Source organism: Streptomyces sp. Y309 (genome assembly GCF_056712025.1).
On sequence record NZ_CM160048.1, the window covers coordinates 4,608,928 to 4,632,303 of the forward strand.

The following is a 23,376-nucleotide window of genomic DNA, read 5'->3' on the forward strand; positions in this document are numbered from 1 at the left end:
CTACGCCCGGGTTTCCCGCCCCAGTGGGCGGATTCGGGCCTCTCCTCCCACGTCGGCCGGATGGCACACCCCGCCGCCCGTCACCCCGAGGCCCCGGCCCCCCGGCCCTTACGCCATGCGGCCCAACCGGCCGTGCGCGACCGGGCCGTCGCGAGTGTCCTTGCAGGTATGGGCTACGGCATAGACGGCCCGCGCGAAGCGGGCACCACACGACGGGACGCGCTCGGGCTTGCCGCGGGACTGCTGGCCGGCGGGGCGCTGTCAGGAGCGATGGCGGCACCCGCCGCCGCGGACGACGACTGGGCACAGGGGCAGGACGACTGGGCACAGGAGCAGGCCGACTGGCCCTCCGGGGAGGAGTGGGCCTACGGGGAGGAGCTGCGGGCGGCGCAGGAGGACTGGTGCGTCGCGGACCTCGACGAGGAGTTCGAGGCGGATCTCGCCGCCGCGGACGCCCTGCTCCCCGAGGAGGACAGCCGCGGACTCGCCGCCGTACCGGAGCGCCCCAGGGGCCGCTACACCCGGCCGCTGCGCCGCCGCTACCGCGTCACCTCGCGCTACGGCGTGCGCGGCAACTGGGCCGCCGGGCACCACACCGGCATCGACCTGGGCGTGCCGCGCGGCACCCCCGTGTACGCCGTGGCAGGCGGCGTCGTGGTGCTCGCGCGCTGGTCGGGGGCGTACGGCAAGGCCGTGACGGTACGCATGCGGGACAGGCGGTACGTGGTGTTCGGGCACCTTTCGCGCATCTCGGTGCGCCAGGGGCAGCGCATCCGCACCGGCACCCGGATCGGCTACAGCGGTGCCACCGGACGTGCCACGGGCCCGCACCTCCATCTGGAGATACGGGCCCGGCGCGGCTACGGATCGGACATCAACCCCGTCTCCTACCTGGCCAGGCGAGGGGTGCGGCTGCTGTAGCCGGCTGTCCGGGGCCGTCCGCCGCGGGCTACCCGACGGCGGGCAGCGCGTTCGTCACGGGCGCCACCAGGTCGGTGAGCTGGTGCAGTTGGTGGAGCTGGTTCATGCCGCTGAGCTGGCTGGCCACGGTGGGCAGCTGGCGCCGGTGCTTGGCGGGCATTCCTGACGACTGCAGGTCGTCGAGGGTCTCCACGATGGAGATCCCGGGCTGTGCCTGAGCGCCGGTGGACGCGTGCGCGGCGGGCGCGGTCAGCGCCGCGGCACCGGCGGCGAGCGAGACGGCGGCCATGAGTCGGCGTGCTGATGTCATGTCCTGAAAAACGCCCGGGCCCGGTGAAGGATACGGTCCGCGCGGCACTGTCACTCATGGAGCGCACCTCGCGCCGACACATTTCCGGGCACCCGAACATACGCCTTTGGAATTCCGTCCGCCCCCGCACGAGTTCTCGTCCCGCACGAATCCATGCGGCCCCATCCGCCGTGACCTCGTGTCAACACCGGGCGTTAGAGGAACTGCGGTCGCCCCTATGCGGTCGCATTTCCCAGTCAAAGGAGAACGTGATGTCTCGCATCGCGAAGGCAGTCGCTGTCACGGTCGGCGCGGGTGCCGTCGTGCTCAGCGGCGCCGGCCTGGCCACGGCGGACGCCGGCGCGCAGGGCAAGGCCGTCGGCTCCCCCGGCGTCCTCTCGGGCAATGTGCTCCAGATCCCCGTCAACATCCCGATCAACGCCTGCGGCAACACCATCGACATCGTCGGCCTGCTGAACCCCGCCTTCGGCAACAAGTGCGAAAACAAGGGCGGCCACCACGGCTACGGACACCACGGCTACGGACACTGACCCGAAGCGCAGCGAAGCCCCCGGCGCCGACCGGGGGCTTCCCTGTGTGCGGGCACACTACTCGGCGTACCGGTAGATCCCTTTGTGGCTGAGCATGTCCTGCGGCGTGCTCCGCCACGGCGGCATCGGCTGGCGGCGCGCCACGATGCGCCGGTACTGCGGCTCGCCCACCGAGGGCGGCTTCGCCGGGAGGTACGGGTCCGAGTCCGGCCGCAGCCGCTGCCAGCGGGTCCACAGCAGGTCCACGAAGGCGTGGTGGAGCCAGAACACCGGGTCGTTCACGGAGGCGCCGCCGAGCATGTGCCCGCCGACCCAGCGGTGCACCCGGTTGTGGTTGCGCCAGCGCTCGCTGCCGGTGGCGGACGTCCAGCCCTCCAGGCGGTTGCGGAAGCCGCGCGGCGAGGTGGAGTCCCAGGGCGACACGTCGTACACCGTCTCCGCCATCGCCCACGCCACGTCCTGCCGGGTCGGCAGCTTCAGCGGGTCGCCGGGGCGCCCGAGTTCGCGGGTGAGGAAGTCCCCGTCGGTGACGCCCTCCTTGACGACCCAGCCGTTGCGGCGGGCGAACGGCCCGGTCGTGACCCGCCGGTCGCCCCGCCGGCCGGTCCCGCCCATCAGGTCCTCGCCCCACAGCGACGCGGCGGGCGTGCGGTCCTTCGTCCAGTCCCAGTACGGCACGGTGACGCCCGGGTCCGCCCGGCGCAGGGCCCGCTCGAAGTCGAGCAGGAAGCGGCGGTGCCAGGGCAGGAAGGTGGGGGTCATATGGGCGACGCGGAGCCGGTGTTCGCCGTCCGAGACGTAGAAGTCGATGTGCGTGCGCACGAATTCGTCGTACTCGCCGCTGCGCTTGAGCCGCAGCACGGCGTCGACGAACCGGCGCCGCTCACCGCGGCTCAGGCTGTTCTGGTTCTTGCGGGTGTACACCACGGTCGGTGTCCGTCCGTTCTCCGCTCGTCCGCCGGTATCCGGCCGTCCGCCCGTTCCCGGTCAAGGGTGCGGGGCAAGGCTCAGTGGAGGCGGCCGCTCAGGGTCTGGTACGTGCCGAGCTCGTCGACCGCGCCGCGGGCGGCGGCCAGCGGGGTCGCGTACGACTGGTAGTGGTCGAGCATGCTCAGGTAGCCGCCGTCGGCGCGGCGCATCAGGCCGAGCGGCTGCCCGTCCACGGTGACCTGCCAGCTCTCCGGGCCGTGGGCGCCGCCCCGGGTGGTCGGCTCGCCCTGGATGCGCCGGCCCCGGTACGTCTCGTCGAAGGCCGGGCCGCCCGGCGCCTCCGGCTGCCCCTCTTCGTCCGGCTCGCGCAGCCCGCGGAAGGCACCGACGGCGCCGAGGACGGCGGTGGCCGCGGCCGCGATCAGGTGGCGGCGCGTCAGCCGGTGGACGGTGCGTACGGACGGCACTGCGACGTTCTCCTCCGTGCGTCGAAAACATGCGTCGGATTCATTCGGCGGAATCTTGCCTCGGAACCCTTGCGTCGGACTCTTGCCTCGGACTCTTGCGCCGGAACTCGGCGTCGTATCAACGGAATTCAGCTCGTCCAGAAATCCCACCAGCGCGTCAGGATCAGCATCCCGATGACCCCCGAATGCAGCACGGGAAGCACCCAGGTGAACTCGTCCAGGAACATGCGCAGCCACGCGGGCGCGGGCAGAAATCCGCGGCGCACATTGTGCGACGTCACGTACCAGAACATGAGCAGCGTGGCCGCCCACGCCAGACAGCACCACAGGCACAGGGCGTTGACGCGGTAGAGGGACTGGATCTGCAGCCAGGTGCAGAACGCGACGCCGAAGGCCGTGCCCGCGTTCAGCGTCAGCCAGTACCAGCGCGGGAAGCGGGCCCCGGCCAGCAGGCTCACGCCGACGCACACGACGACGGCGTACGCGACGAGCCCCAGCATCGGGTTGGGGAACCCGAACGCGGCGGCCTGGTCGCTCTTCATGATGCTGCCGCAGGCCACGACGGGGTTCATGCTGCACCCGGGGACGTAGTCCGGGTCCTGGAGCAGCTTGAACTTGTCGAGGGTGATGACCCAGGAGGCGAGCAGTCCCGCCGCGCCCGTCAGGACGAGCAGCAGGGCGAGGCCGCGGCCGCTCCCGGCCGTCCGGGAGCTGTCCGGCTCGGGAGCGGCGGCGGTGCGGGCGGCGGTCCGGGCGTCAGCAGCGCCCTGCGCCGGTACCCGGCCCGCCGGTGCGACGGCGCGCATCAGCCGCGCAGCCTGCGCACGGGCAGCAGGCAGTGTGCCGCGTTCAGCATGGTGTCCTCGGAGCCGGCGAAGTCGCGCAGCGCCTCCTCGGCGACGGGGCTGCCGGGCTTGCCCTCGGGCCAGGCCCGGGTGGTGATCATGAAGTAGGCGTGGCCGCGCGCGCGTACGGCGGCGAGCCACTCCGGCGGGACGACGCACTGCGCCCTGACGTGCGGCATGTTCACCACGGCCTGCTCGGCCTCGACGAGGAGGCTGACGGGCAGGGAGGGGGTGCGGGCGCCGTCGAGGACCGGGCCGCCGAGGGGCAGTCCCTCGTCGCGCAGCAGGGTGCGCATGGCCTCACCGGTGGCCTCGGGGCCGCCTTCGGTGTCCCCCAGGGAGTAGGCCAGCAGAAAGGCCATGTCCTTCTCGTCCTCCGGGTGTTCGCCGCTCCAGGCGAGCACGGCGAGGGTTCCGAGATCGGCCACCCGGAAAGGGCGCTGTTCGTTGGACGTTGAGGTCATGGGGTGCACGCTATAGACGCCCGGGGGCCGTTCGGCGGGCTTTGTCACCTGTCTGGCGGAGCGCGGGCGCGGCACCACACGATGGGGGCACAGAGGTCGCGCGCTTGACGCGGTCGGCCATGGACGCCGAAGGGCCGGTCCGGCGAACGAGCGCTGGAACCGGCCCTTTCGCCTCCGGCTGCGGAGGCGGCCCCGAGGGGTGTGTCAGTCGTGTGTCAGGCGTTGACGCACTTGTTGCCGAAGGCGGGGTTCAGCAGGCCGATGATGTTGACGCTGTTGCCGCAGGCGTTGATCGGGATGCTGATGGGGACCTGGATGACGTTGCCCGAGAGGACGCCGGGGGAGCCGACCGCCGCGCCCTCGGCGGTGGCGCCGTCGTGTCCGCCGGCGAAGGCGGTGCCGGACGCGGCACCGGCGGCGAGGCCGGCGGCGGCGATGACCAGGGCGGCCCTTTTGGCATTCTTCATGATCAAAACCTTTCCTTGGGTTTACTCCAGCCTATGGACATGAATGCGAAAAACATCGCAATAACACGCCCAGGCGGCCCCATTCCCCGTTCGGGCCAATACCGCGTCGGCTCAAGCGAATTGAGGAACTTGCCCGGCGGAACTTGCGGAGTGAACCTGCGCAGTGAATGTGCCAGGTGCGCATGCCGGGTGACCTCGTGGGCGATCTCGGCCGGGTGAACCTACTGCCCGAGCGGAAGTCCGCCGAGCATCTTCGTGGGGCCACCGCCGGAGTTCAGGCCCTCGGCCGCGCCCGAGACGGTGTTGACGACGGAGTCCTTGTTCTCGGTGTCCAGCATGTTCGTGCTCACCGGCTTCGTGGCCAGCGCGTTCTGCCCGAGAACGGTCTCCAGGCCACCGTTCAGGCTGGTGGGGGTCAGGCCGTTCGCGAACGCGGGGGTGGCGGTTCCGGCAACGGCGATGGACCCGGCCAGGACAGCGGCAGCCTTGAGGGACTTCATCGTGTTCCTTTCTTCGGCGACTTCGGTCGCCCAGGAGGGCACCGTTCAGGCAGCGATTGCCTGTCGTCTCTGTTCACTACGCCTAACGAGCGCAGGACGGTACGGAAACCCCTGGGAAGGAAACTTCCCCCGACCCTCAGGGATGAAAGCGGCCCGCAATTCTCATATCAACGGGCGTATTTTCGCGCGGAGTTGACGATGCCACCCGCCGCCCCGGTCACGAAGGGGGCGGCGGGTGGCGGAGGTGCGGGGGCGGGCTCAGACGGGCAGCTTGACGGGCAGTCCGTCGGTCGGCAGCTTGGGCAGCGCGGGCAGGCCCGGCAGGTTCGGCGCGGGCAGGCCGCCGCCGAGGAGCGTGGCGACGGCGAAGTTGACCAGGCCGGTGAGGACGGCGGGCACTGCCTTGGCGACGGCGGCGGGGTCGCCCGCGGTGACGGCCTTGACGAGCGAGTCGACGGCCTTCTGCAGCGCGGCCAGGGCGTCGTCCTTGAGGTCCATCGGCGCCCGGACGCCCTCGGGAAGCTGGGCGCCCTTGGGGGCCGCCGCCTTGGCCGAGTCGATCGCGGACTTGATGGCGTCGACGTGCTTGGTCAGCTCTGCGTCCGGCAGCTTCCCGTTGTCCGCCTTGACGGCGTCAGTGACCAGGTCGGTGACCGGCTTGACGACACTGCTGATGTTGCCGAGAGCCTCCGTCTGCTTCAGGAGCGCGTCGGCACCGGGAACAGGCGCCTGTGGCGCGCTCTGCGCCGCCTCGCGCGCGGTGTCGTCCTGGGACGCGGCATAGACGGGCCCCGCGGTGCCGAGCAGCAGCGCCGAGCACAGGACGGGGGTCGCGATACGCCGTACGGGCAGAGCTCGCATAGGTCATTTCCCTTCGGTGATGCGTCGGATCCTGTGATCACCGTCTAAACGGCACCGCCTTTCCGCAACCGAACGATCACGGCACGTATCCGCACCGTCTCGGCTGAAACAGCATCAGCGCAGGTGAGAAGCAAGCCGGATGGGCACCCGATGCCCCGGCGAGCAACGTCCATCCGGAGTAGCCGCGGGCGGCCGCACACACGGAAGCGGCGGCTGCCCCCGGGTCCGGGGCAGCCGCCGCTGTGCCGACTCTGCGTCGAGCGACGCCGCGTCAGTCGTTGACGCAGGTGTTGCCGAACGCCGGGTTCAGCAGGCCGATGAGGTTGATGCTGTTGCCGCACAGGTTCACGGGAACGTGGATCGGCACCTGGATGGGGTTGCCGGAGAGGACGCCGGGGGAGTGGGCGGCCGCACCCTGCGCTCCGGAGTCGGCGGCGGCGACACCGGCGCCGCCGGCCACCGTGGCGGCGGCGACGGCGGTCAGGGCAAGGGCCTTGCTGGTACGCGACATGGAGTTCTGCTCCTTGGTCTGATGATGCGGAAGCCGTGCGTGATGCCCGGTGTGGGGATCAACTGGCTTGCCCGACGGGGGGTTGTGCGCCCAGATGAGTGATATGCCCCTTGCCGATCGGCCACACGCTTCACTAATCCGACACACGCCTACAAGTCGGTCGAAATTAGGGCAATTAACGCTACTGTTGCGCTTCCTTCTGAGTCTATTTCCGTCATAGGCGCTCAGATGCACACATCACACATTCAATGCGACCAACCGCTCCCTGCTGTGGTTCGGAACTGCCGTGGTCCAGAACTGCCGTGGTCCAGAACCGTCGTGGTTCAGAACCGCTGCCGTTCGGAACCACTGCCGTTCGGAACCCTGTCGTTCAGAACTCTTCACACCGTGGAAGGCCAGTGCCGTCATGCGTCATCTTCTGGGCCCGCGTCGTGTGCTCGTCGTCCTGCTCTCCCTCACCGGCTGCCTCGCGCTGAACGGCACCGGCGCCGCCGCTCCCGCCCCCGGCGGTGAGCGGGACCGCCTCGCCTTCGCGCAGCGGTACCACGCGGTCCAGCACGGCGGGCTCGTACGGGCCGCCAACTCGGTGGTCACCTGCCGCCGCCCGGTGATCCGGCCGGTCCCCCGCCCGGTGCCGCGCCCGGCCGCGTCGTGCGCGGACGTGCGCCGCGGCGGGCCCGGCGCGAACCACGACTTCGAGATGTTCTACACGGACATCGACGACGACCCGAACACGTACAACTCCACCGCGGGCGAGGTCCGGCTGCCCGCGCGGTCCAAGGTCTCGTACGCCCGGCTCTACTGGGGCGGCAATCTGAGGGCCGGGGAGCGGAAGCCGGCGAAGGACAACGGGCGGGTGCTGGTCGCCGAACCCGGCGGGCGCTACCGGGCCGTCCTCGCCGACACCCTCTCGGGCCACCGCGCGGGCGGCGCGGACGTGTTCCAGGCGTCGGCCGACGTGACCCGCCTCGTCCGCCGCTCCGGCGCGGGCCTGTACACGGTCGCGCAGGTCAACGTGGCGAAGGGGCACTCCAAGACCGGGACGTGGGGCGGCTGGACGCTGGTCGTGGCGTACGAGAACGCCGCGCAGCCCCTGCGTTCGCTCGCCGTGTGGGACGGCTTCGGCGCCCTCGGCGGACCGGGGAAGCAGCGGAACACGGCGCACACGGTGCGCATGAAGGGCATGCCCGTGGCGCCCGGCGCCGACGGGATCGCCGGGATCGTGGCCTACGACGGCGACCGGGGCGTGCGGGGCGACGCGGTCCATGTGTCCGCCGGCCGCGGCAGGCCCGTCCCGCTGTCGGACCGCGCCAACCCCGCCGACGACGTACTGAACTCGACCATCGGCGAGCCGGGCGGACCGGCCCGCAGGAAACCGGCGTACGCCAACACCCTGGGCTACGACTCCGACGTGCTGCGCCTCGGCGACCGACTGCGCGGGCAGCGCGGGGAGCTGACGGTGCGGATGTCCGCGCGGCGCGACGCGGCCTGGACCGGCGTGCTGTTCGCCGCCGTGGACGCGCGGCGGGCGGAGGCGAGACGCGTCGGGGTGGAGCGGAACGATTCGCGGCGGGCCGACTTGCGGCGGGGCGACTCGCAGCGGACCGACTTGCGGCGGGCCGCATCGTGGCGCGCGGACGAGCGGCACGCGGACGTGCGGCGGGCCGACTCGCGGCGCGCGGACGTGCGGCGGTAGCGCGGCGCCCGCCGTGTCCGGCCGTCCCGGTCCGCCGTCTGCGGCCGTCCTGGTCCAAGGAACTCAAGGAGTCGTGCATGCACCTGCCTTCGAATTCCTCGCCCGCGCCGCGGGTCCTGCACGTCAGCCAGCCTGTCGACGGGGGTGTGGCGCGCGTCGTCACCGACCTGGTCCGGGCGCAGCGCGCGGCGGGCATGGACGTGCACCTGGCCTGCCCGGACGGCGGCACCCTGGCCCGGTCGGCCGCCCCCGTCCCCGTCCACCCGTGGGCGGCGGCCCGCTCCCCCGGGCCCGGCCTCCGGTCCGAAGTACGTGACCTCGCGCAGGTCGTCGACGCCGTCCGGCCGACCCTCGTGCACGCGCACAGCGCCAAGGCCGGGCTCGCCGCCCGTGTCGCCGTGCGCGGCCGCGTACCGACCGTCTTCCAGCCGCACGCCTGGTCGTTCGAGGCGGTCGACGGCAGCGTCGCCCTCCTGGCCCGCACCTGGGAACGGCACGCGACCCGCTGGACGGCGCGCACCCTCTGCGTGAGCGAGGCGGAACGGGACACAGGGCGTCGCGCGGGCATCGTCGGGCCTTGCTCAGTCGTCCCGAACGGCATCGACCCGGAGCGCTTCGTGCCCGCCGACCCGCGCGCGGCCCGCGTCCGGCTCCTGCCCCCGGACCACTTGGCCGCCGGCCCTCTCGTGGTGTGCGTCGGCCGCCTGTGCAGGCAGAAGGGCCAGGACGTCCTGCTGCGCGCCTGGGCCGAGGTGGCCGCGGGCCTGCCCGGGGCCCGGCTCGTCCTGGTCGGCGACGGGCCGGACGCGGCGGCTCTGCGGGCGCTGGCGCAGGCGCAGGACCTCGCTTCCGTGACGTTCGTGGGCGCGGCGGACGACGTCGCGCCCTGGTACCAGGCGGCCGACGTGGTCGTACTGCCGTCCCGCTGGGAGGGCATGGCGCTCGCGCCCCTGGAGGCCATGGCCTGCGCGCGGGCCGTCCTCCTCACCGACGTGGACGGCGCCCGCGAGAGCCTGCCGGCCGCGCACCACGCCCACGCCCTGGTCCCGCCCGACGACCCGGCCGCGCTGGCCGGGGCCCTGACCGCCCTGCTGCGCGACCCGGTCCTGCGCGACGCGCTCGGCGGCCGGGGGCGCGCGCACGTCCTGGACCACCACGACGCGCGCCGCACGGCGGCCGCGGTCGAAGCGGTGTACCGCGAACTTCTGGGCACGGCGCCCACCGAGCACAGGGAGTGCAGGAGCACGTGAGCGCGGAACGTACCGTCACCTCGTCCATCTCGTCCGCCTCGTCGACCTCGTCCGCCTCGTCGACCGGGCAGTCCGAGCAGACCGCTCAGCCCGAGCAGACCAGGCAGCCCGAGCGGGACGAGACGGGCGAGCCGGGCGAGCCGGGCGAGCCGGGCGAGCCGGGCGAGCGGAACCGGACCGGGCGGCTCGTCGTCTCGCCCCGCGGCGCACCGGACGGCCGTGGCGGCCCCCGCGGCGGGCGGCCCGCCCGCCACCGCCGACTGGCCCTCGCCCTGCTCGCTGCCGACGCCCTCGCCGCCGCGTCGGCCGCCCTGCTGCTCCCCGGCCCGCACCGCTCCCCGGTGCTGATGGTCCTGCTCATCGCCGCCGTCCTCGCCCTCAACGTCCAGGGGCGGTTGTACGAGGACACGCTCGCGCCCGCCCTGCTCGACGAACTCCCCGCGCTCTGCGGCCGGATCGCCCTCGCCTGGTGCGTGACCGCCGTCCTCGTCCCCGCCGTCACCCCGGCCCTCGCCCCGGCCGCGCCCCCGCTCACCCCCCTGCCCCCGGCCACCCTGCTCACCGCGGCCGCCCTGCACGGCGTGCTCGGCGCGGGCGGCCGCGCCCTGGTGCACTGGCACCGGCGGGCGGCGGTGCGGCGCAGGCCCCGGCCGGTCCTGGTCCTCGGCCACGGCGGCCAGGCCCGCAGCGTGGCGGCGGCACTGCTGCGCCGGCCGCGGTGCGGACTGCGTCCGGTGGGGGTGGTGGGCGAGCCCGCCGACGACGAGCCCGACCGGGGCGGCGGGGCGGAACGGCGGGCGGGCGGCGGGGTGGCCTCCGGGGCGGCCTCCGGGGCGGAGGGGTGGGCCGAACCCCTGGTAGCCGCCCGCACCGAGCACCGCACAGCGACCGGAACCGAGCAACTGCCGTACACCCGGGCCGAACACACCGAGCACACCAAGCACACCGACCACACGACAGCCACTGCGGCCGAGCGACAGGCAGACACCGCGACGGACGAGCGTACGGCCGACAGAAACGAGCAGTGGGCCGCTGCCCGGACCGAGCTCCCCCTCCTCTCCTCCGACGACGAGCTGCAGCGGGCCGTCATCCAGAACGACGTCCAGGTCGTCCTGCTGCTCGCCGGTCGCGGGGCCGCGCACGACGCGCGGATGGCCGTGTTGCGCGGGCTCGGCTGCGAGGTGTGGGAGATCGACCCGCGCGGCCCGGCGGCGGCCGTACCGGCGCCGCGCGACCGGGTGCGGCCGCTGTACGTGGCCGGGTTCCGCTGCCAACCCCTGGTGGCCGCGCACCAGTCCCGGCGCACCAGCGCGGGCAAGCGCGCCCTCGACATCGCCGTGTCCGGCGCCCTCCTCCTGCCCGCCGCACCCCTGCTCCTCATGTGCGCCCTGATCCTGCGCGCCACGGAGGGACCGGGCGTGGTCTTCCGCCAGGAACGCGTCGGCAAGGACGGCCGCCTGTTCACCGTCCTGAAGTTCCGCACCCACCGCCCCGCCGACCCCCAGGAGTCCGCCACGCGCTGGAGCGTCGCCGACGAGCACCGCATCAGCCCGTTCTGCCGCTTCCTGCGCAGCACCTCACTGGACGAGCTGCCGCAGCTCTGGAACGTGTTGCGCGGCGACATGAGCCTGGTCGGCCCGCGCCCCGAACGGCCCTTCTTCGTCGACCGGTTCAGCCGCCGCTACCCGCACTACGCGCACCGCCACCGCGTCCTGACCGGCATCACCGGCCTCGCCCAGATCCACGGCCTGCGCGGGGACACCTCCATCGAGGACCGGTGCCGCTTCGACAACGCCTACATCGACAGCTGGTCGCTCTGGCAGGACCTGTGCATCCTGCTGCGCACCGTCGGGTGCCTGCTGCGCCGCACGGGGAGCTGAGGCCCGTGGACCACGCGCCCGCACCCACGTACACCCCTCAACGCCCGGTTCCGCTCGGCCAGTTGCCGCCCGCCCTTCGCCGGGTACTGCCCGTCGTCCCTCTCGTCCTCCTGGTCGCCCTGCTCGCCCTGCCCGTCCCTGCCGGGAGCGGCGAAGACACCGGCACCGGCTCCCCAGCCGACGCCTTCTCCGCCCTCGTCGTCGGCTGCGCCCTCCTCCACGTCGTACGCACCGCGCGCCGCCCCCTCACCCGCAGCGCCGCCGTGATCCTCGGCCTCCCGGTCGTCGGCATCACCGCCGCGGCGTGCGCCTCCACCTCGGCGGCCACCGGGCTCACCGGGGCCGCGCGCTACCTCCAGGTCTTCGTCCTGGTACCGGCAGCCGTCCTCGTCCTCATCCGCGACGCGCGCCAATTCCGCCTGCTCGCCTGGGCGTTCGTCGCGCTCGCGCTGTTCCAGGGCGCGCTCGGCGTGCACCAGAACCTCACCGGGACCGGGGCCTCGTACACGGGCGAGGACATCCGGGCCGTGGGCACGTTCGGGCCGACGGACGTGATGGGCATGGCGACGGTCGTGTCGTACGGGCTCGTGGCCGCCCTCGCCCTCGCCTTCCGGCCGCGCGCGCCCCGGCAGCGGGCCGCCGCCCTTGCCTGCGCGGGCCTGCTGACCGTGCCGCTCGCGCTGTCCTTCAGCCGGGGCGCGTGGATCGCCACGGCCGCGGCCTGCGGGGCGGTGCTGCTGCTCGCCGGGGTGCGCCGCGCGCTGCGGGCCGCGCTCGCCGCGACGGCGGCCGCGGTGGTCCTGGTGGCCGGGCTCGGCCTGGGCTCCCAGCTGCTCCAGGACCGGCTCAGCAGCATCACCCAGGTCACGGACACCCCCGACCAGTCGGTCACCGACCGGTACGCGATGTGGGCGGCCTCCGTCGACATGTGGCGGGACCGCCCGGTGACCGGCGTCGGCCTCAAGGGCTTCCCCGAACACCGCGACAGCCACGCCTCCCTGGCCCTGTCCTCCGGCAGCGACACCGCGGGCGCCGGCAGCGAGTTCCGCCGCCAGCCACTGCTCTCCCCGCACAACATGTACCTCCTCGTGCTCGGCGAACAGGGCCTCCTCGGCCTGCTCACCCTCGCGGGCGGCTGGCTCGCGCTGCTGGTGTGCGCGGTGCGGGGGTGGGCCCGCGCCAGGCGGGGACCCACATCTCGGACCGGGGAACTCGACTGCGCCCTCGCCGCCTGCGGGCTGCTCGTCTGGCAGTTGGTCGACTTCATGTACGCCGACATCGGCGGCCCGTCCACGGTGCTCACGGCGGTGGCGCTCGGGGCGTGCGCCTGGTGGGGGCTGCGGCCGCGGGATTCGTACGAGACGTATGCGGCGTACGAGGCGGATGAGACGTACGAGGCGGATGAGACGTACGAGGTCTGCGCGACGTACGAAGCGGCGGGGGCGCGATGACGATCCTGCCCGGCACCAAGGCGGAGGCCCACGCCCCCGCGGAGGCCCACGGCACCGTCCCCGCGCCCGCCGCGGCCCCCCTCGCCGATCCTGGCAACGCCTTCCTCGCCAAGGCCGCCGTCGTCACCGCCGTGCTGACCGTCGCCGGGTCGCTCCTCGGGCTCGTGCGCGATCAGGTGCTCGCGCACTTCTTCGGGGCCGGGAGCGACACCGACGCGTTCCTGGTGGCCTGGACCGTGCCGGAGATGGCGGCGACGCTGCTGATCGAGGACGGGCTCGCGTTCTTCCTGGTGCCGGCGTTCAGCCTCGCCCTCACGCGGCGCGCGGCGGCGGCCCCGGGCCCCGATCCGGTACGCGCCCTGGTCGCCGCCTCGCTGCCCGGGATGGCCCTGTGCTTCGTGGCCGCGGGCCTTGTGCTCATCGCCGCCGCCCCGCTCCTGGTCGCCGTGCTCGCGCCGGGCCTTCCCGACCCCGGCCTGGCCGTGGACTGCACCCGGCTGACCGCCACCTGCACCCTGACCTTCGGCCTGGCCGGCTACTGCAGCGCCGCCCTCCGCGCCCACCAGCGCTTCGTCGCCCCCGCGTCCGTGTACGTCGTCTACAACGCCGCCATCATCGCCGCCCTGGTCCTGCTCGCCGCGCCCTTCGGCGTGCGCGCGGCGGCGGCGGGCGTCGCGCTGGGCGGTGCGCTCATGGTCGTCGTCCAGGCGCCGTCCCTGTGGCGGCAGTTGCGCCACCGGCCCGTCCGGCTCGCGTCCTCGGGCCCGCCGCGTACGGCGTCCTCGGCCCCGCCGCGTACGGCGTCCTCGGGCCCGCCGCGTACCGAGGAGAGCGACGCGACGGCCGCGCGCCTGCACACGGCCGTCATCTGGACCGTGCTGCTGTTCGCGCTGTGCCGGCAGTCGCAGGTGCTGATCGAGCGGTTCCTCGCGTCGTCGCTGCCCGCCGGGGCGATCTCGCATCTGAACTACGCGCAGAAGGTCGCGCAGATGCCGATGGTCCTGTCCCTGATGCTGTGCACCGTCACCTTCCCGGTGGTGGCGCGGGCCCTGGCCGAGGGCGACACGGACCGGGCGCGCGACCGGGTCGAGCGGGACCTCGTGCTCGCCGGGTGCGTGGTGCTGTGCGGCGCGGCGGCGATCGTCGCGTGCGCGCCCGCGCTGGTTCAACTGCTCTTCGAACGTGGCGCGTTCACCGGCGAGGACACCGCCACCACGGCCGTCGTGATGCGGGTGTACGCGTGCGGGCTGCTCGGCCACACCCTGGTGGGCGCGCTCGCCCGCGCGCACTTCTCCGTCGGCCGGACCACCTGGGCCCCGCTCGCCGCGATGGCCATCGGCATCGTCGCCACGGCCGGGCTCGGCTTCCTGACCGTGGGCACCTGGGGTGTGTACGGCATCGCGGGCGCCAACGCCGCGGGGATCTGCGTGACCGCGCTGCTTCTGCTGCACGCGCTCGGCCCGCGCGCGGTTCCGCTGCGCACGCGTGCCGTGGGCGGACAGCTGGCCCGCCTCGTGCTCGCCGCTGCCGGGTCCGCGGCGGTGGGTGCCGGGTGCGCGCACCACGTCGGGCCGCCCGCGCTCGCCGTCCTGGCGGGCGGCCTGGCCGTGGCCGTCTCGTTCCTGCTCATCGGCGGGGCGCTGGGGGCGCGGCCGTGCGGGGCCGTGCTGCGTCGGGGGGCGGCGCTGCTGCGTGGTGGGCGGGTCCATCCGCGGGTCGGTGCTGCGCGTGCCCGGGCCCTTCGCTCTGTTCGTTCTGTTCGCTCCGTTCGCTCCGTTCGCTCCGTCACACGAAAGCGACGCCGCCATGACCGTTGACCGCACACCGCCGTCCGGTGACAGCACGCCCTCCGGTGACCGCACGCCATTCGGCGAACCCGCCGAGCCGGGCACGCGCGGCACCCCCGCCCGCCCCGACACCTGCCTCAAGGGCGCCCCTCACTGCGCCCACCTCACCGAGGCGGCGCCCCCACCCCGTACGGCTCCGCCCCGCAAAGCCCCGCCCCGCAAGGCCGACGCGGCCCCCTGGGTCGCGATGTACCACTCCGTGGCCGACGTCGCCGACGCCGACGACGACCCGTACGACATCACCGTCTCGCCGGACCGCCTCGACGCGCAGTTGGGCTGGCTGCGGCGGCGGGGCCTGCGCGGGGTGTCGGTGGAGCGGCTCCTGGAGGCCTGCGGGCGGGGGCGGGGGCGCGGGCTGGTGGGGTTGACCTTCGACGACGGGTACCGCGACTTCCTCGACCACGCCGTGCCCCTGCTGCACCACCACGGCTGCACCGCCACCGTCTTCGTGCTGCCCGGCCGGCTCGGCGGCGACAACGCCTGGGACCCGCTCGGCCCCCGCAAGCCCCTCCTCGACGCCGACGGCGTCCGGCGCGCCGCCGGGCACGGCATGGAGGTCGCCTCGCACGGCCTCACCCACGTCGACCTCACCCGGGCCGACGACGCCACCCTGCGCCGCGAAGTCGCCGACAGCCGGGCCGCGTTGGCCGACCTGACGGGACGTGACGTACGCGGATTCTGCTATCCGTACGGCCACGCGGACCCGCGCGTCCTCGCCGCCGTGCGCGCCGCCGGATACACGTACGCCTGCGCCATCGCGCCCGGCCCGCTCACCGGCCCCCTCGCGCTGCCCCGGATGCACATCGGCCGGCAGGACACGGCGTGGCGGCTGCGCCTGAAACAGGTCACGGGCGGGCCGCGTGGCCGCACCCTGCGCCCGGACCACGCCCCGCTCCCGGCGGCGGTGACCGCGTGAGGGTCCTGCACGTCATCACCGGGCTCGGCATGGGCGGTGCCGAGCAGCAACTGCGGCTGCTGCTCCGCCATGTGCCCGCCGCGTGCGACGTCCTCACCCTCACCAACGCGGGCAGCGTCGCCCGCGGCATCACCGCCGACGGCACCCGCGTCACCGACCTCGGCATGGCCGGGAACCGGGACGTCGCCGCCCTGCCCCGCCTGGTCCGGCTGATCCGCGCGGGCCACTACGACGTCGTCCACACGCACCTCTACCGCGCCTGCCTCTACGGCCGGATCGCCGCCCGCATCGCCGGAGTGCGGGCCGTCGTGGCCACCGAACACTCCCTGGGCGACTCGCAGATGGAGGGCCGCCCGCTGACCTCCGGCGTCCGGGCCCTGTACCTCGCCGGGGAGCGGCTCGGCCGCGTCACCGTCGCCGTCTCGCCCGCCGTCGGCGCCCGCCTGAACCGGTGGGGCGTGCCGTGGCAGCGCATCCGGGTGGTGCCCAACGGCATCGACGCCGACCGCTTCCGCTTCGACCCGGCCGCCCGCGCGGCGGCCCGCGCCCGACTCGGCCTGCCCGAGGACGCGTTCGTGGTGGGCGGCGTCGGCCGGCTCACCGAGGGCAAGCGCTTCGACGTCCTCCTGCGGGCGGCCGCTCAACTCCCCGCCGACGTACGGGTCCTGCTGGTCGGGTCCGGACCGCAGGAGCGAGGGCTGCGCCGTCTCGCCGGGCGGCTGGGCATCGGCGACCGGGTGCGGTTCGCGGGGGAGACCACGCATGAGGACGGGGGTTTCGGCGACGGGGACCTCGGCGGTGCCGCAGGCCTCAGCGGAGCCGGAGGCGACCTCGGCGGCCGCGCAGACCGTGACCGTGCCGCCACCCATCTGCCGTCCCTGCTCGCCGCCATGGACACGCTGGCCTCGCCGTCCCCGGAGGAGGCCTTCGGTCTCGCCCTGGTGGAGGGCCTGGCCTGCGGGCTGCCCGTCCTGTACGCGTCCTGCCCCGCCATCGAGGGCCTGCCCCGGGACGAGCGCACCAACTCCGCGTACTGCGCGAGCGATCCCGACGCCTTCGCGCAGGTCCTGTACGGACTGCGCCGGTCCGGCACCCCGTCGCACCGCCCGGCACCGCCCGCCGTGCGGCACTACAGCATCACCCGCAGCGCCGGTCGACTGATGGACGTGTACGCGTCCGTGCTCTCCGGCCCGAACCAGGAGGTGAACCCACGATGAGCGCCCCTTCGAGCGCCCCCTCACCCACCAAGTCCGGCTCGTCCGGCGGCGATACGTCCAGTGATACGCCAGGGACGTCTCGTACGCCTGGCACATCTGGTGCGCCTGGTGCGCCTGGTACGCCACCGAGCGCTCCCGGCGAGGCAGCCCCGCCGCGCAACCCCCGGCGCCCCCTGCACTCCCGCCTCGCCCCCCTCACCCGGCTGCCCCGCTGGACCGTCCTGCCCGCCTGCGCCGCCCTGGGCGCCCTCGCGGGCGGGACGTACGGGCTGCTGCAGACGCCGGAGTACACCGCCACGAGCTACGTCGTCGCCGTGCCGCGGGCCGAGACCGACCCCGCCACGGCCCTGGGCTTCGCGCAGGCCTACGGCAGGGTCGCCACGCAGTTGGCGGTCCTCGGCGACGCGCAGGTCGCCGCCGGGGTGTCGCCCGCCGAGCTGCAGGACCGCGTGAAGGTGGCGACGTCCCCCGACGCCCCCATGATCTCCGTCGCCGCCTCGGCCGCCCGCCCCGACGAGGCCGCCACCCTCGCGAACGCGGTCGCCCGCGCGCTGACCACGAGCGCCGACCACACCAAGCGCAGCACCCAGATCAAGCTCCTGCCGTTCTCGCGCGCCGTCGAGCCCACCGCGCCCTCCTCGCTCTCCACGCCGGTGAGCGCGCTGGTCGGGCTGTGCGCGGGCGGACTGCTCGGCGGCCTCGCGCTCCTCGTGCGCCCCCGCGCCGGCGCCCGGCCCACCCCGCCCGGTGCCGCCGTGCCCGGACCGGCGCCCTCCGGCGTCCGGGGCGCCGAGTGACACCCACCGTCGGACTCTGCGTCGACGAGGCCGAGTTCGAGTCCCTCGCCGGGCCGTGGCGGCGTCTCTACCGGTCGTGCCCCGAGGCGACCCCGTTCCAGAGCCACACGTGGCTGACCTCGTGGTGGCGGTCGTACGGCAGACGGGGGCGGCTGCGGGTGCTGCTGGTGCGCGACGGCGGCGAACTCATCGCCGCGGCGCCGCTGACGCGGGAACACGGGCCCGTACCGGCGCTGCGGCCCCTGGGCGGCGCGATCTCGGACTTCGCGGACGTGCTGCTCGCCGCCGAGCACCGCGAGCGCGCGGCGGACGCGCTGACCGAGGGCCTGCGCGGGCTCGCCAGGACCGCCCTGATCGACTTCCGCGAGGCCCGTCCTGGCGCCTGCGTGGAGAGCGTGTACGAGCGGTGGCGGGGCCCGCGCCGCGCACTCGCCGACTCCCGCTGCCTCGAACTGCCCCCGCTGCCCGTCGACGAACTCCTGAAACGGCTGCCCTCGACGACCGCGCAGCGCGCCCGCGCCAAGCTGCGCAAGATGACCGCGGTCGGCGTGCGGGCCCGTGTCGTACCCGCCGACGAGGTGGAGGCATCCGTGGGCACGCTGCTGCGGCTGCACCAACTCCAGTGGCAGGGACGGAAGGTGACGTCCGAGCATCTGCGGCCGCGGTTCCGCGAGCATCTGCTGCGCTCGGTGCGGCCCATGGTCGCGGCGGGCGACGCGGTGGTGACGGAGTTCCGTATCGACGGGGGCGACGGGGAGGTGCTCGCCGCCGACGTGACGCTGCTGTCCCGGCGGCTCGCGGGCGGCTATCTCTACGGCGCCCATCCCCGTCTGCGGGAACGCAAGGTGGACGTCGCCACGATGCTGCTCGACGCCTGCACCCGGCACACCGCGGGCGCGCACCCCCGCACCCTGAGCCTGCTGCGCGGCGACGAACCGTACAAACACCACTGGCGCCCCGAGCCGATCACCAACCGGCGCTTCCTGCTGGCCCGCGCGCCCACGGCCCCGCTCCTGGCGGCGGCGGTGGGCGAGGCGGCGGCGCGGGGGTGGGCGCGGCGGGTGCGACAGGAGCGGGCCGAACGCGCCGCAAAGCAGGAGCGGGCCGAACGCGCCGCAAAGCAGGAGCGGGCCGAGCGCGGCGGCGGGGGGAACGGCGGCGGAGCCACCTCATGACCCCGCCACCACCGCCACCACAGCCAAAGCCGCCGCACGCGCACCCGGCCCCGCACGGCCCCGCACCTCAACTACGCGGCCGCTCCCGCCGCTCCCACCAGTCGAACCGCACGCACAGCTTCCCGCCCAGCCAGTACTCGACCCAGTCGCCCAGGTCCAGCGGCGAGCAGTGCGGCGGCCGCACGGGCTCCGTCGGCTTCGGCGTCGGCTTCGGCGTCGGCTTCGGCGTCGGGTTCACCGGCAGCCCGAAGAGCGCCTCGCGGTAGGCCTTCGTGGACTTCGGGTTGTCCTTGCACTGCCACACGCCGTGCGGGCAGTAGTCGGTGAGCGTGTTGTACAGCGGCTTGTGCTCGCCCATCCACTTCAGCATCCGGCGCATGTACTCGTCGTTGTCGCCGTTGCGGAAGAGCCCCCATTCGGGATACGAGATCGGCTTCTTGTGGGCCTTCGCGAAATCGACGTGATGCTGGAGCCCGTACTCCTCACTCACCTGCTGGTCGAACGTCATCCCGTTCGGCTGGTCGTAGGAATCCATGCCGATGATGTCGACCACGTCGTCGCCCGGATAGCACCGCGTCCAGGGAATGGCGTCCCGCCCCCGATTCGGCGTGAAGTCGAACTTGAATTTCTGCCCCGGAACCGAACGCATCACGGTGACGATCCGTTTCCAGTACGTCTTCCAGGCCTCCGGGTCCGGACCGCAACGATGGGTGTACGTCGTGCCGTTCATCTCCCACCCGGGCACGACCACCGTGTCCGGCACGCCGAGGGCGACGAGCCGCTTGGCGAGGACGCGGAAGTGTTCGTCGAAGTCGCCGGCCGCGCCCTGCCGCAGCAGCGCGCGCACCTCCCAGTCGCTCACGCCCTCCTCGTTGCGCTCCAGCATCGGCACGTTCAGGACGAACAGCCGGTCGTCCTTGGCCTTGCGCCAGGCGGCCCAGCTCTCGAGGAAGCGCGGCGCGCCCTCGATGTTGCTCCACTGGTCACCCGGCAGGTACGTGTGCCCGACCCGCAGCTCGGTCCCGCCCAGCCACTTGCTCAGCTCGGCCATGCGGTCGACGCCGAGGGGCCCGTAGTCGAGGTAGGCGCCGATGGCCGGGACGTGCGGGGCGTCCGGGACGGGCGGGTGCGCGTCGGCCGGCGGCTCGGGGCTCGGGGACGGGGCGGGCGGAATGGGCGGAGTGGACGGGACAGCCGGGACCGGCGGCGGGGACGGGACCGGCGGGGCGGACGGCACCGGGGCCGGTGTCGGATCCCCCGCGCGCGGGGCCGCGCCCGCGGTGTGTCCGGGCACCGCCACGACGGCCGTCGACGCGATGATTCCCGCAGCGAGGAAAGCCAGCCGCTTTCCACGCCGACCGGACCACCCGTGTCGTGGCTGTCGTGCCTGCCGTGCCTGCCGTCGCCGTTGTCTTTCTCGTCGTCGGCCCGGACATTCGCTGCACTGGCATGCGCTGCACTGGCGATGCCGTGGGGTCATGACTGCTCCTCGTGGACCGGCCGCACCTAGCTGACGCCATCTCTGACGTTCCGTCATATGTATTTCTTTTACGCCAATCGAGTCCCTAATCCTCCGCGACCGCACATCGCCCCTATTGGGCGAGCGACCAGTAAAGGGCGACCTTGCATTCCGCGCATCCTGTGCCTTCCACGCATTCCGTGCTTTCCCTGGACACCTGCGTTCCCGCGGTCCTGCTGCGGCTCGACCGGAATCCCTTTCCGCACGGAACGCTGGGCGCGGTACGTTCCCTGGGCCGTGCGGGGGTGCAGGTCCACCTGGTGGCCGACGACGAGCACGGCCCGGTCGGCCACTCCCGCCATCTGCACCAGTTGCACCCGCCGCCCCCGGTCACGGCCCCGCCCCAGGAGGTCCGCGCGGCGCTCCTTCGGGTGTCCGCGCGGGTCGGCCGCCCGGCCGTCCTGATCCCCCTGGACGACGCGGGCACCCTCGCCGTGGGCGCCGTGCGCGAGGCGCTCACGGACCGCTATCTGCTGCCCCGGCCCGCCCCCGGCCTGCCCGGCCGCCTCGCCGACAAGGCCACGCTGGCCGGGCTCTGCGGGCGGCTCGGCGTGGCGCATCCGCCGACGGTGGCACCCGCGTCCCCCGCCGAGGCGGCCGCCGCGGTCCTCGCCCTGGGCGCCCCGGTGGTGGCGAAGTGGAGCCGCCCCTGGCTGCTGCCGCGCGAGGGCGGACTGCGCAGCGCCGTCCTCGTCCGCTCCCCGCGCGAGGCCGCGGCCCTCCACGAACGCACACCGGACGCCGGCAGCCGCCTCCTCCTCCAGGCGTACGTCCCCGGCGGCCGCGACGCCGACTGGTTCGTCCACGGGTACGTCGCCCGCGACGGCGCGGTGCTCGGCGGCGGCACGGGCCGCAAACGCCGGGCCCGGCCCCGCGCCGCCGGGCCGACCGCCGTCGGCGAGTGGGCGGACAACGCGGAACTGTGGGCGCTGGCCCGGCGGCTGCTCGCGGCGCTCGACTACCGCGGCGCCTTCGACCTGGACTTCCGCCGCGACCCGCGCACGGGCACGTACCACCTGCTCGACTTCAACCCCCGCCCCGGCGCCCAGTTCCGGCTGTTCGCGGACGGCGCGGGCACGGACGTGGTGCGCGCCGCACACCTGGACCTGACGCACCGCCCGCTGCCCGCACCGGTCCCGCTGCCGGGCCGCGCCTTCGTGGTGGAGAACCACGCGCCGCTGACCGCCCTGCGCACCTGGCGTGCAGAACGGTCCGCACCTCCACCGGAGTTCGCCTGGCACGACCCCGACGACCCGGCCCCGGCCGCGGAGTTGTGGCGCCGGTGGCGCGGGCACGTCCTGCGGCGCGCCCGCGCGCGCCTCGCCCGCGGCGTACAGAACACCCTCCTGACGCTGTCCACCAGGGCGCGGGAGACAACTCCCGCCGTCCTGTCCGGCACGCCCCTGTCCGGCACGACTCTGTCCGGCACAACGAACACAGAACGGGCGGTCACCGATGCATGACCTGCTGATCGTGGGTGCGGGCCCCTACGGCCTGTCGATCGCCGCACACGCCGCGGCGGCGGGCCTCGACGTACGCGTCTTCGGCCGTCCCATGGCCTCCTGGCGCGAGCACATGCCGCGCGGCATGTTCCTGAAGTCCGAGCCGTGGGCGTCCGACCTCTCCGACCCCGGCGGCCGGTTCGGCCTCGCCGCGTACTGCGCCCGCGAGGGGCTGCGGGCGGAGCACGGGGTGCCGCTGCCCGTCGAGCAATTCGCCGCGTACGGCCTGTGGTTCGCCGCGCACGCCGCCCCGCCGGTCGACGAGCGCCTGATCCGGTCCGTCCGGCCCGCGCCGGACGGCTTCGCCGTCACGACCGCCGACGGCGAGACCTTCCACGGCCGCACGGCGGCACTCGCCGTCGGCGTCCTGCCGTTCGCGGAAGTCCCCTCGGTGGTACGGGACTTGGGTCCCGCGTACGTCTCGCACAGCAGCGACCACGCCGACCTGCGCCCCCTGCGCGACAAGCACGTCACCGTGCTCGGCGCGGGCCAGGCGGCCCTGGAGACCGCGGCGCTCCTCGCCGAACAGGGCACCCGCGTACGCCTCCTGGCCCGCGCCCCGCACGTGCGCTGGAACACCCTGCCGCCCGCCTGGCGGCGCCCGTGGTGGCAGTCGGTACGCGCCCCGCACAGCGGCCTCGGCTGCGGCTGGCGCAACTGGTTCTACGCCGAGCGCCCCGGCCTCTTCCGCCGCCTCCCGGAGCCGGTGCGCGCCCGGGTCTGCGCGACGGCACTGGGCCCGGCGGGGGCGTGGTGGGTGCGGGACCGCGTAGCGGCAGCAGTGGACGGGGGAACCGGCGGGATCGAGGTCGTCACCGGCCACCGGATCGCGGCGGCGCGGCTCACCGGCGGCCGGGTGCGGCTGACCGCCCACGGCCCGGACGGCACCGCGGTCTTCGAGACGGACCACGTCCTCGCGGCCACCGGCTTCCGCGCCCGGACCCACCGGATCGGCGTACTCGACCCTGCCGTACGGAACCGCCTGCGCACGCTCGCCGACGGATCCCCGTACGTGGACGGCGGGTTCGAGACCTCCTGCCCCGGCTTGTTCCTCGCCGGGCTGCCCACCGCGTCGAGCTTCGGACCCGCGATGCGCTTCGTCCAGGGCGCGGGGTTCACGGCGGCGCGGCTGGTGGCGGGGGTGCGGCGGTCGGGCGCGATGCCGCTCGCCCGCCGGACGGAGGAGTCGCCCCACGGCAGCGGGATGCCCACAAACTGACGCCTCACGCACTGACGGGACGCCCACCAACTGCCGCCCCACGCACTGACGGGACGGGCCGCAACCGGCTCGTCCCGTCCTGCCCTGTCCTCTGCGTCACG

At 74.1% G+C, this 23,376-nt stretch carries 23 protein-coding genes; 13 read left to right on the forward strand and 10 right to left on the reverse strand.

Annotation, left to right across the window (positions count from 1 at the left end; genetic code table 11):
- Positions 1–168 precede the first annotated feature (168 nt).
- Complete coding sequence (locus tag AC0KTA_RS18475) at positions 169–921, forward strand: M23 family metallopeptidase (RefSeq protein WP_481056220.1); 753 nt, start codon at positions 169–171, stop codon at positions 919–921.
- 28 nt (positions 922–949) lie between these two features.
- On the opposite strand, the gene AC0KTA_RS18480 is transcribed toward AC0KTA_RS18475, so the two are convergent.
- A complete protein-coding gene (locus tag AC0KTA_RS18480; protein WP_481056221.1) occupies positions 950–1,231 on the reverse strand; it encodes a hypothetical protein in 282 nt (93 codons plus the stop codon).
- Positions 1,232–1,482: 251 nt separating this feature from the next.
- Here AC0KTA_RS18480 and AC0KTA_RS18485 point away from each other — a divergent pair, with 251 nt between their 5' ends.
- Complete coding sequence (locus AC0KTA_RS18485; protein WP_481056222.1) at positions 1,483–1,761, forward strand: chaplin; 279 nt, start codon at positions 1,483–1,485, stop codon at positions 1,759–1,761.
- 57 nt (positions 1,762–1,818) lie between these two features.
- Here AC0KTA_RS18485 and AC0KTA_RS18490 read toward each other — a convergent pair whose 3' ends face one another.
- The 8 genes from AC0KTA_RS18490 to AC0KTA_RS18525 all read right to left on the reverse strand — a co-directional run bounded on the left by AC0KTA_RS18490 (position 1,819) and on the right by AC0KTA_RS18525 (position 6,806).
- Positions 1,819–2,688 (reverse strand): tyrosinase family protein, encoded by an 870-nt coding sequence (locus AC0KTA_RS18490; protein ID WP_481056223.1) that lies wholly within the window; start codon positions 2,686–2,688, stop codon positions 1,819–1,821.
- Between the two features lie 80 nt (positions 2,689–2,768).
- The gene (locus tag AC0KTA_RS18495; protein ID WP_481056224.1) at positions 2,769–3,158 is read right to left on the reverse strand and encodes a tyrosinase cofactor; all 390 of its coding nucleotides are present in this window, start codon (positions 3,156–3,158) and stop codon (positions 2,769–2,771) included.
- A gap of 128 nt (positions 3,159–3,286) precedes the next feature.
- Complete coding sequence (locus AC0KTA_RS18500) at positions 3,287–3,964, reverse strand: vitamin K epoxide reductase family protein (RefSeq protein WP_481056225.1); 678 nt, start codon at positions 3,962–3,964, stop codon at positions 3,287–3,289.
- Positions 3,964–4,467: a DUF5949 family protein gene (locus tag AC0KTA_RS18505; RefSeq protein ID WP_481056226.1), complete on the reverse strand. Its 504-nt coding sequence runs from the start codon at positions 4,465–4,467 to the stop codon at positions 3,964–3,966. Before AC0KTA_RS18505 ends, AC0KTA_RS18500 begins: the two co-directional genes overlap by 1 nt.
- Positions 4,468–4,682: 215 nt before the next feature.
- Entirely contained in the window at positions 4,683–4,934 is a 252-nt protein-coding gene (locus tag AC0KTA_RS18510) for a chaplin (protein ID WP_481056227.1), read from the reverse strand.
- A 221-nt stretch (positions 4,935–5,155) separates the two neighbouring features.
- On the reverse strand, positions 5,156–5,434 hold the full coding sequence (locus AC0KTA_RS18515; RefSeq protein WP_481056228.1) for a hypothetical protein: 279 nt from the start codon (positions 5,432–5,434) through the stop codon (positions 5,156–5,158).
- A 258-nt stretch (positions 5,435–5,692) separates the two neighbouring features.
- Positions 5,693–6,295: a hypothetical protein gene (locus tag AC0KTA_RS18520; protein ID WP_481056229.1), complete on the reverse strand. Its 603-nt coding sequence runs from the start codon at positions 6,293–6,295 to the stop codon at positions 5,693–5,695.
- Positions 6,296–6,566: 271 nt separating this feature from the next.
- Entirely contained in the window at positions 6,567–6,806 is a 240-nt protein-coding gene (locus AC0KTA_RS18525; protein WP_481056230.1) for a chaplin, read from the reverse strand.
- A 406-nt stretch (positions 6,807–7,212) separates the two neighbouring features.
- Between AC0KTA_RS18525 and AC0KTA_RS18530 the strand changes: the two genes are divergently transcribed.
- The 9 genes from AC0KTA_RS18530 to AC0KTA_RS18570 all read left to right on the forward strand — a co-directional run bounded on the left by AC0KTA_RS18530 (position 7,213) and on the right by AC0KTA_RS18570 (position 19,035).
- Positions 7,213–8,502 carry a DUF3344 domain-containing protein gene (locus AC0KTA_RS18530; RefSeq protein ID WP_481056231.1) on the forward strand — a complete coding sequence of 430 codons (1,290 nt, stop codon included), beginning with the start codon at positions 7,213–7,215 and terminating at the stop codon, positions 8,500–8,502.
- Between the two features lie 77 nt (positions 8,503–8,579).
- Positions 8,580–9,752 (forward strand): glycosyltransferase, encoded by a 1,173-nt coding sequence (locus AC0KTA_RS18535; protein WP_481056232.1) that lies wholly within the window; start codon positions 8,580–8,582, stop codon positions 9,750–9,752.
- On the forward strand, positions 9,749–11,632 hold the full coding sequence (locus AC0KTA_RS18540; RefSeq protein WP_481056233.1) for a sugar transferase: 1,884 nt from the start codon (positions 9,749–9,751) through the stop codon (positions 11,630–11,632). Before AC0KTA_RS18535 ends, AC0KTA_RS18540 begins: the two co-directional genes overlap by 4 nt.
- Before the next feature lie 5 nt (positions 11,633–11,637).
- Positions 11,638–13,083 (forward strand): O-antigen ligase family protein, encoded by a 1,446-nt coding sequence (locus tag AC0KTA_RS18545; RefSeq protein WP_481056234.1) that lies wholly within the window; start codon positions 11,638–11,640, stop codon positions 13,081–13,083.
- Complete coding sequence (gene murJ, locus AC0KTA_RS18550; protein WP_481056235.1) at positions 13,080–14,900, forward strand: murein biosynthesis integral membrane protein MurJ; 1,821 nt, start codon at positions 13,080–13,082, stop codon at positions 14,898–14,900. The genes AC0KTA_RS18545 and murJ overlap by 4 nt, the downstream gene beginning before the upstream one ends.
- 217 nt (positions 14,901–15,117) lie before the next feature.
- Positions 15,118–15,846 carry a polysaccharide deacetylase family protein gene (locus AC0KTA_RS18555; RefSeq protein WP_481056467.1) on the forward strand — a complete coding sequence of 243 codons (729 nt, stop codon included), beginning with the start codon at positions 15,118–15,120 and terminating at the stop codon, positions 15,844–15,846.
- Positions 15,843–17,063 carry a glycosyltransferase gene (locus AC0KTA_RS18560; protein ID WP_481056236.1) on the forward strand — a complete coding sequence of 407 codons (1,221 nt, stop codon included), beginning with the start codon at positions 15,843–15,845 and terminating at the stop codon, positions 17,061–17,063. Before AC0KTA_RS18555 ends, AC0KTA_RS18560 begins: the two co-directional genes overlap by 4 nt.
- On the forward strand, positions 17,060–17,860 hold the full coding sequence (locus tag AC0KTA_RS18565) for a YveK family protein (RefSeq protein ID WP_481056237.1): 801 nt from the start codon (positions 17,060–17,062) through the stop codon (positions 17,858–17,860). Before AC0KTA_RS18560 ends, AC0KTA_RS18565 begins: the two co-directional genes overlap by 4 nt.
- Complete coding sequence (locus AC0KTA_RS18570; RefSeq protein ID WP_481056238.1) at positions 17,857–19,035, forward strand: GNAT family N-acetyltransferase; 1,179 nt, start codon at positions 17,857–17,859, stop codon at positions 19,033–19,035. The genes AC0KTA_RS18565 and AC0KTA_RS18570 overlap by 4 nt, the downstream gene beginning before the upstream one ends.
- Positions 19,036–19,102: 67 nt before the next feature.
- Here AC0KTA_RS18570 and AC0KTA_RS18575 read toward each other — a convergent pair whose 3' ends face one another.
- On the reverse strand, positions 19,103–20,377 hold the full coding sequence (locus AC0KTA_RS18575) for a glycoside hydrolase family 26 protein (protein ID WP_481056468.1): 1,275 nt from the start codon (positions 20,375–20,377) through the stop codon (positions 19,103–19,105).
- 317 nt (positions 20,378–20,694) lie between these two features.
- On the opposite strand from AC0KTA_RS18575, the gene AC0KTA_RS18580 reads away from it, so the two are divergent.
- Both AC0KTA_RS18580 and AC0KTA_RS18585 read left to right on the forward strand, forming a co-directional pair.
- Positions 20,695–22,017: a carboxylate--amine ligase gene (locus tag AC0KTA_RS18580; protein WP_481056239.1), complete on the forward strand. Its 1,323-nt coding sequence runs from the start codon at positions 20,695–20,697 to the stop codon at positions 22,015–22,017.
- Entirely contained in the window at positions 22,010–23,275 is a 1,266-nt protein-coding gene (locus AC0KTA_RS18585) for an NAD(P)-binding domain-containing protein (protein WP_481056240.1), read from the forward strand. The genes AC0KTA_RS18580 and AC0KTA_RS18585 overlap by 8 nt, the downstream gene beginning before the upstream one ends.
- Positions 23,276–23,376: the final 101 nt, after the last annotated feature.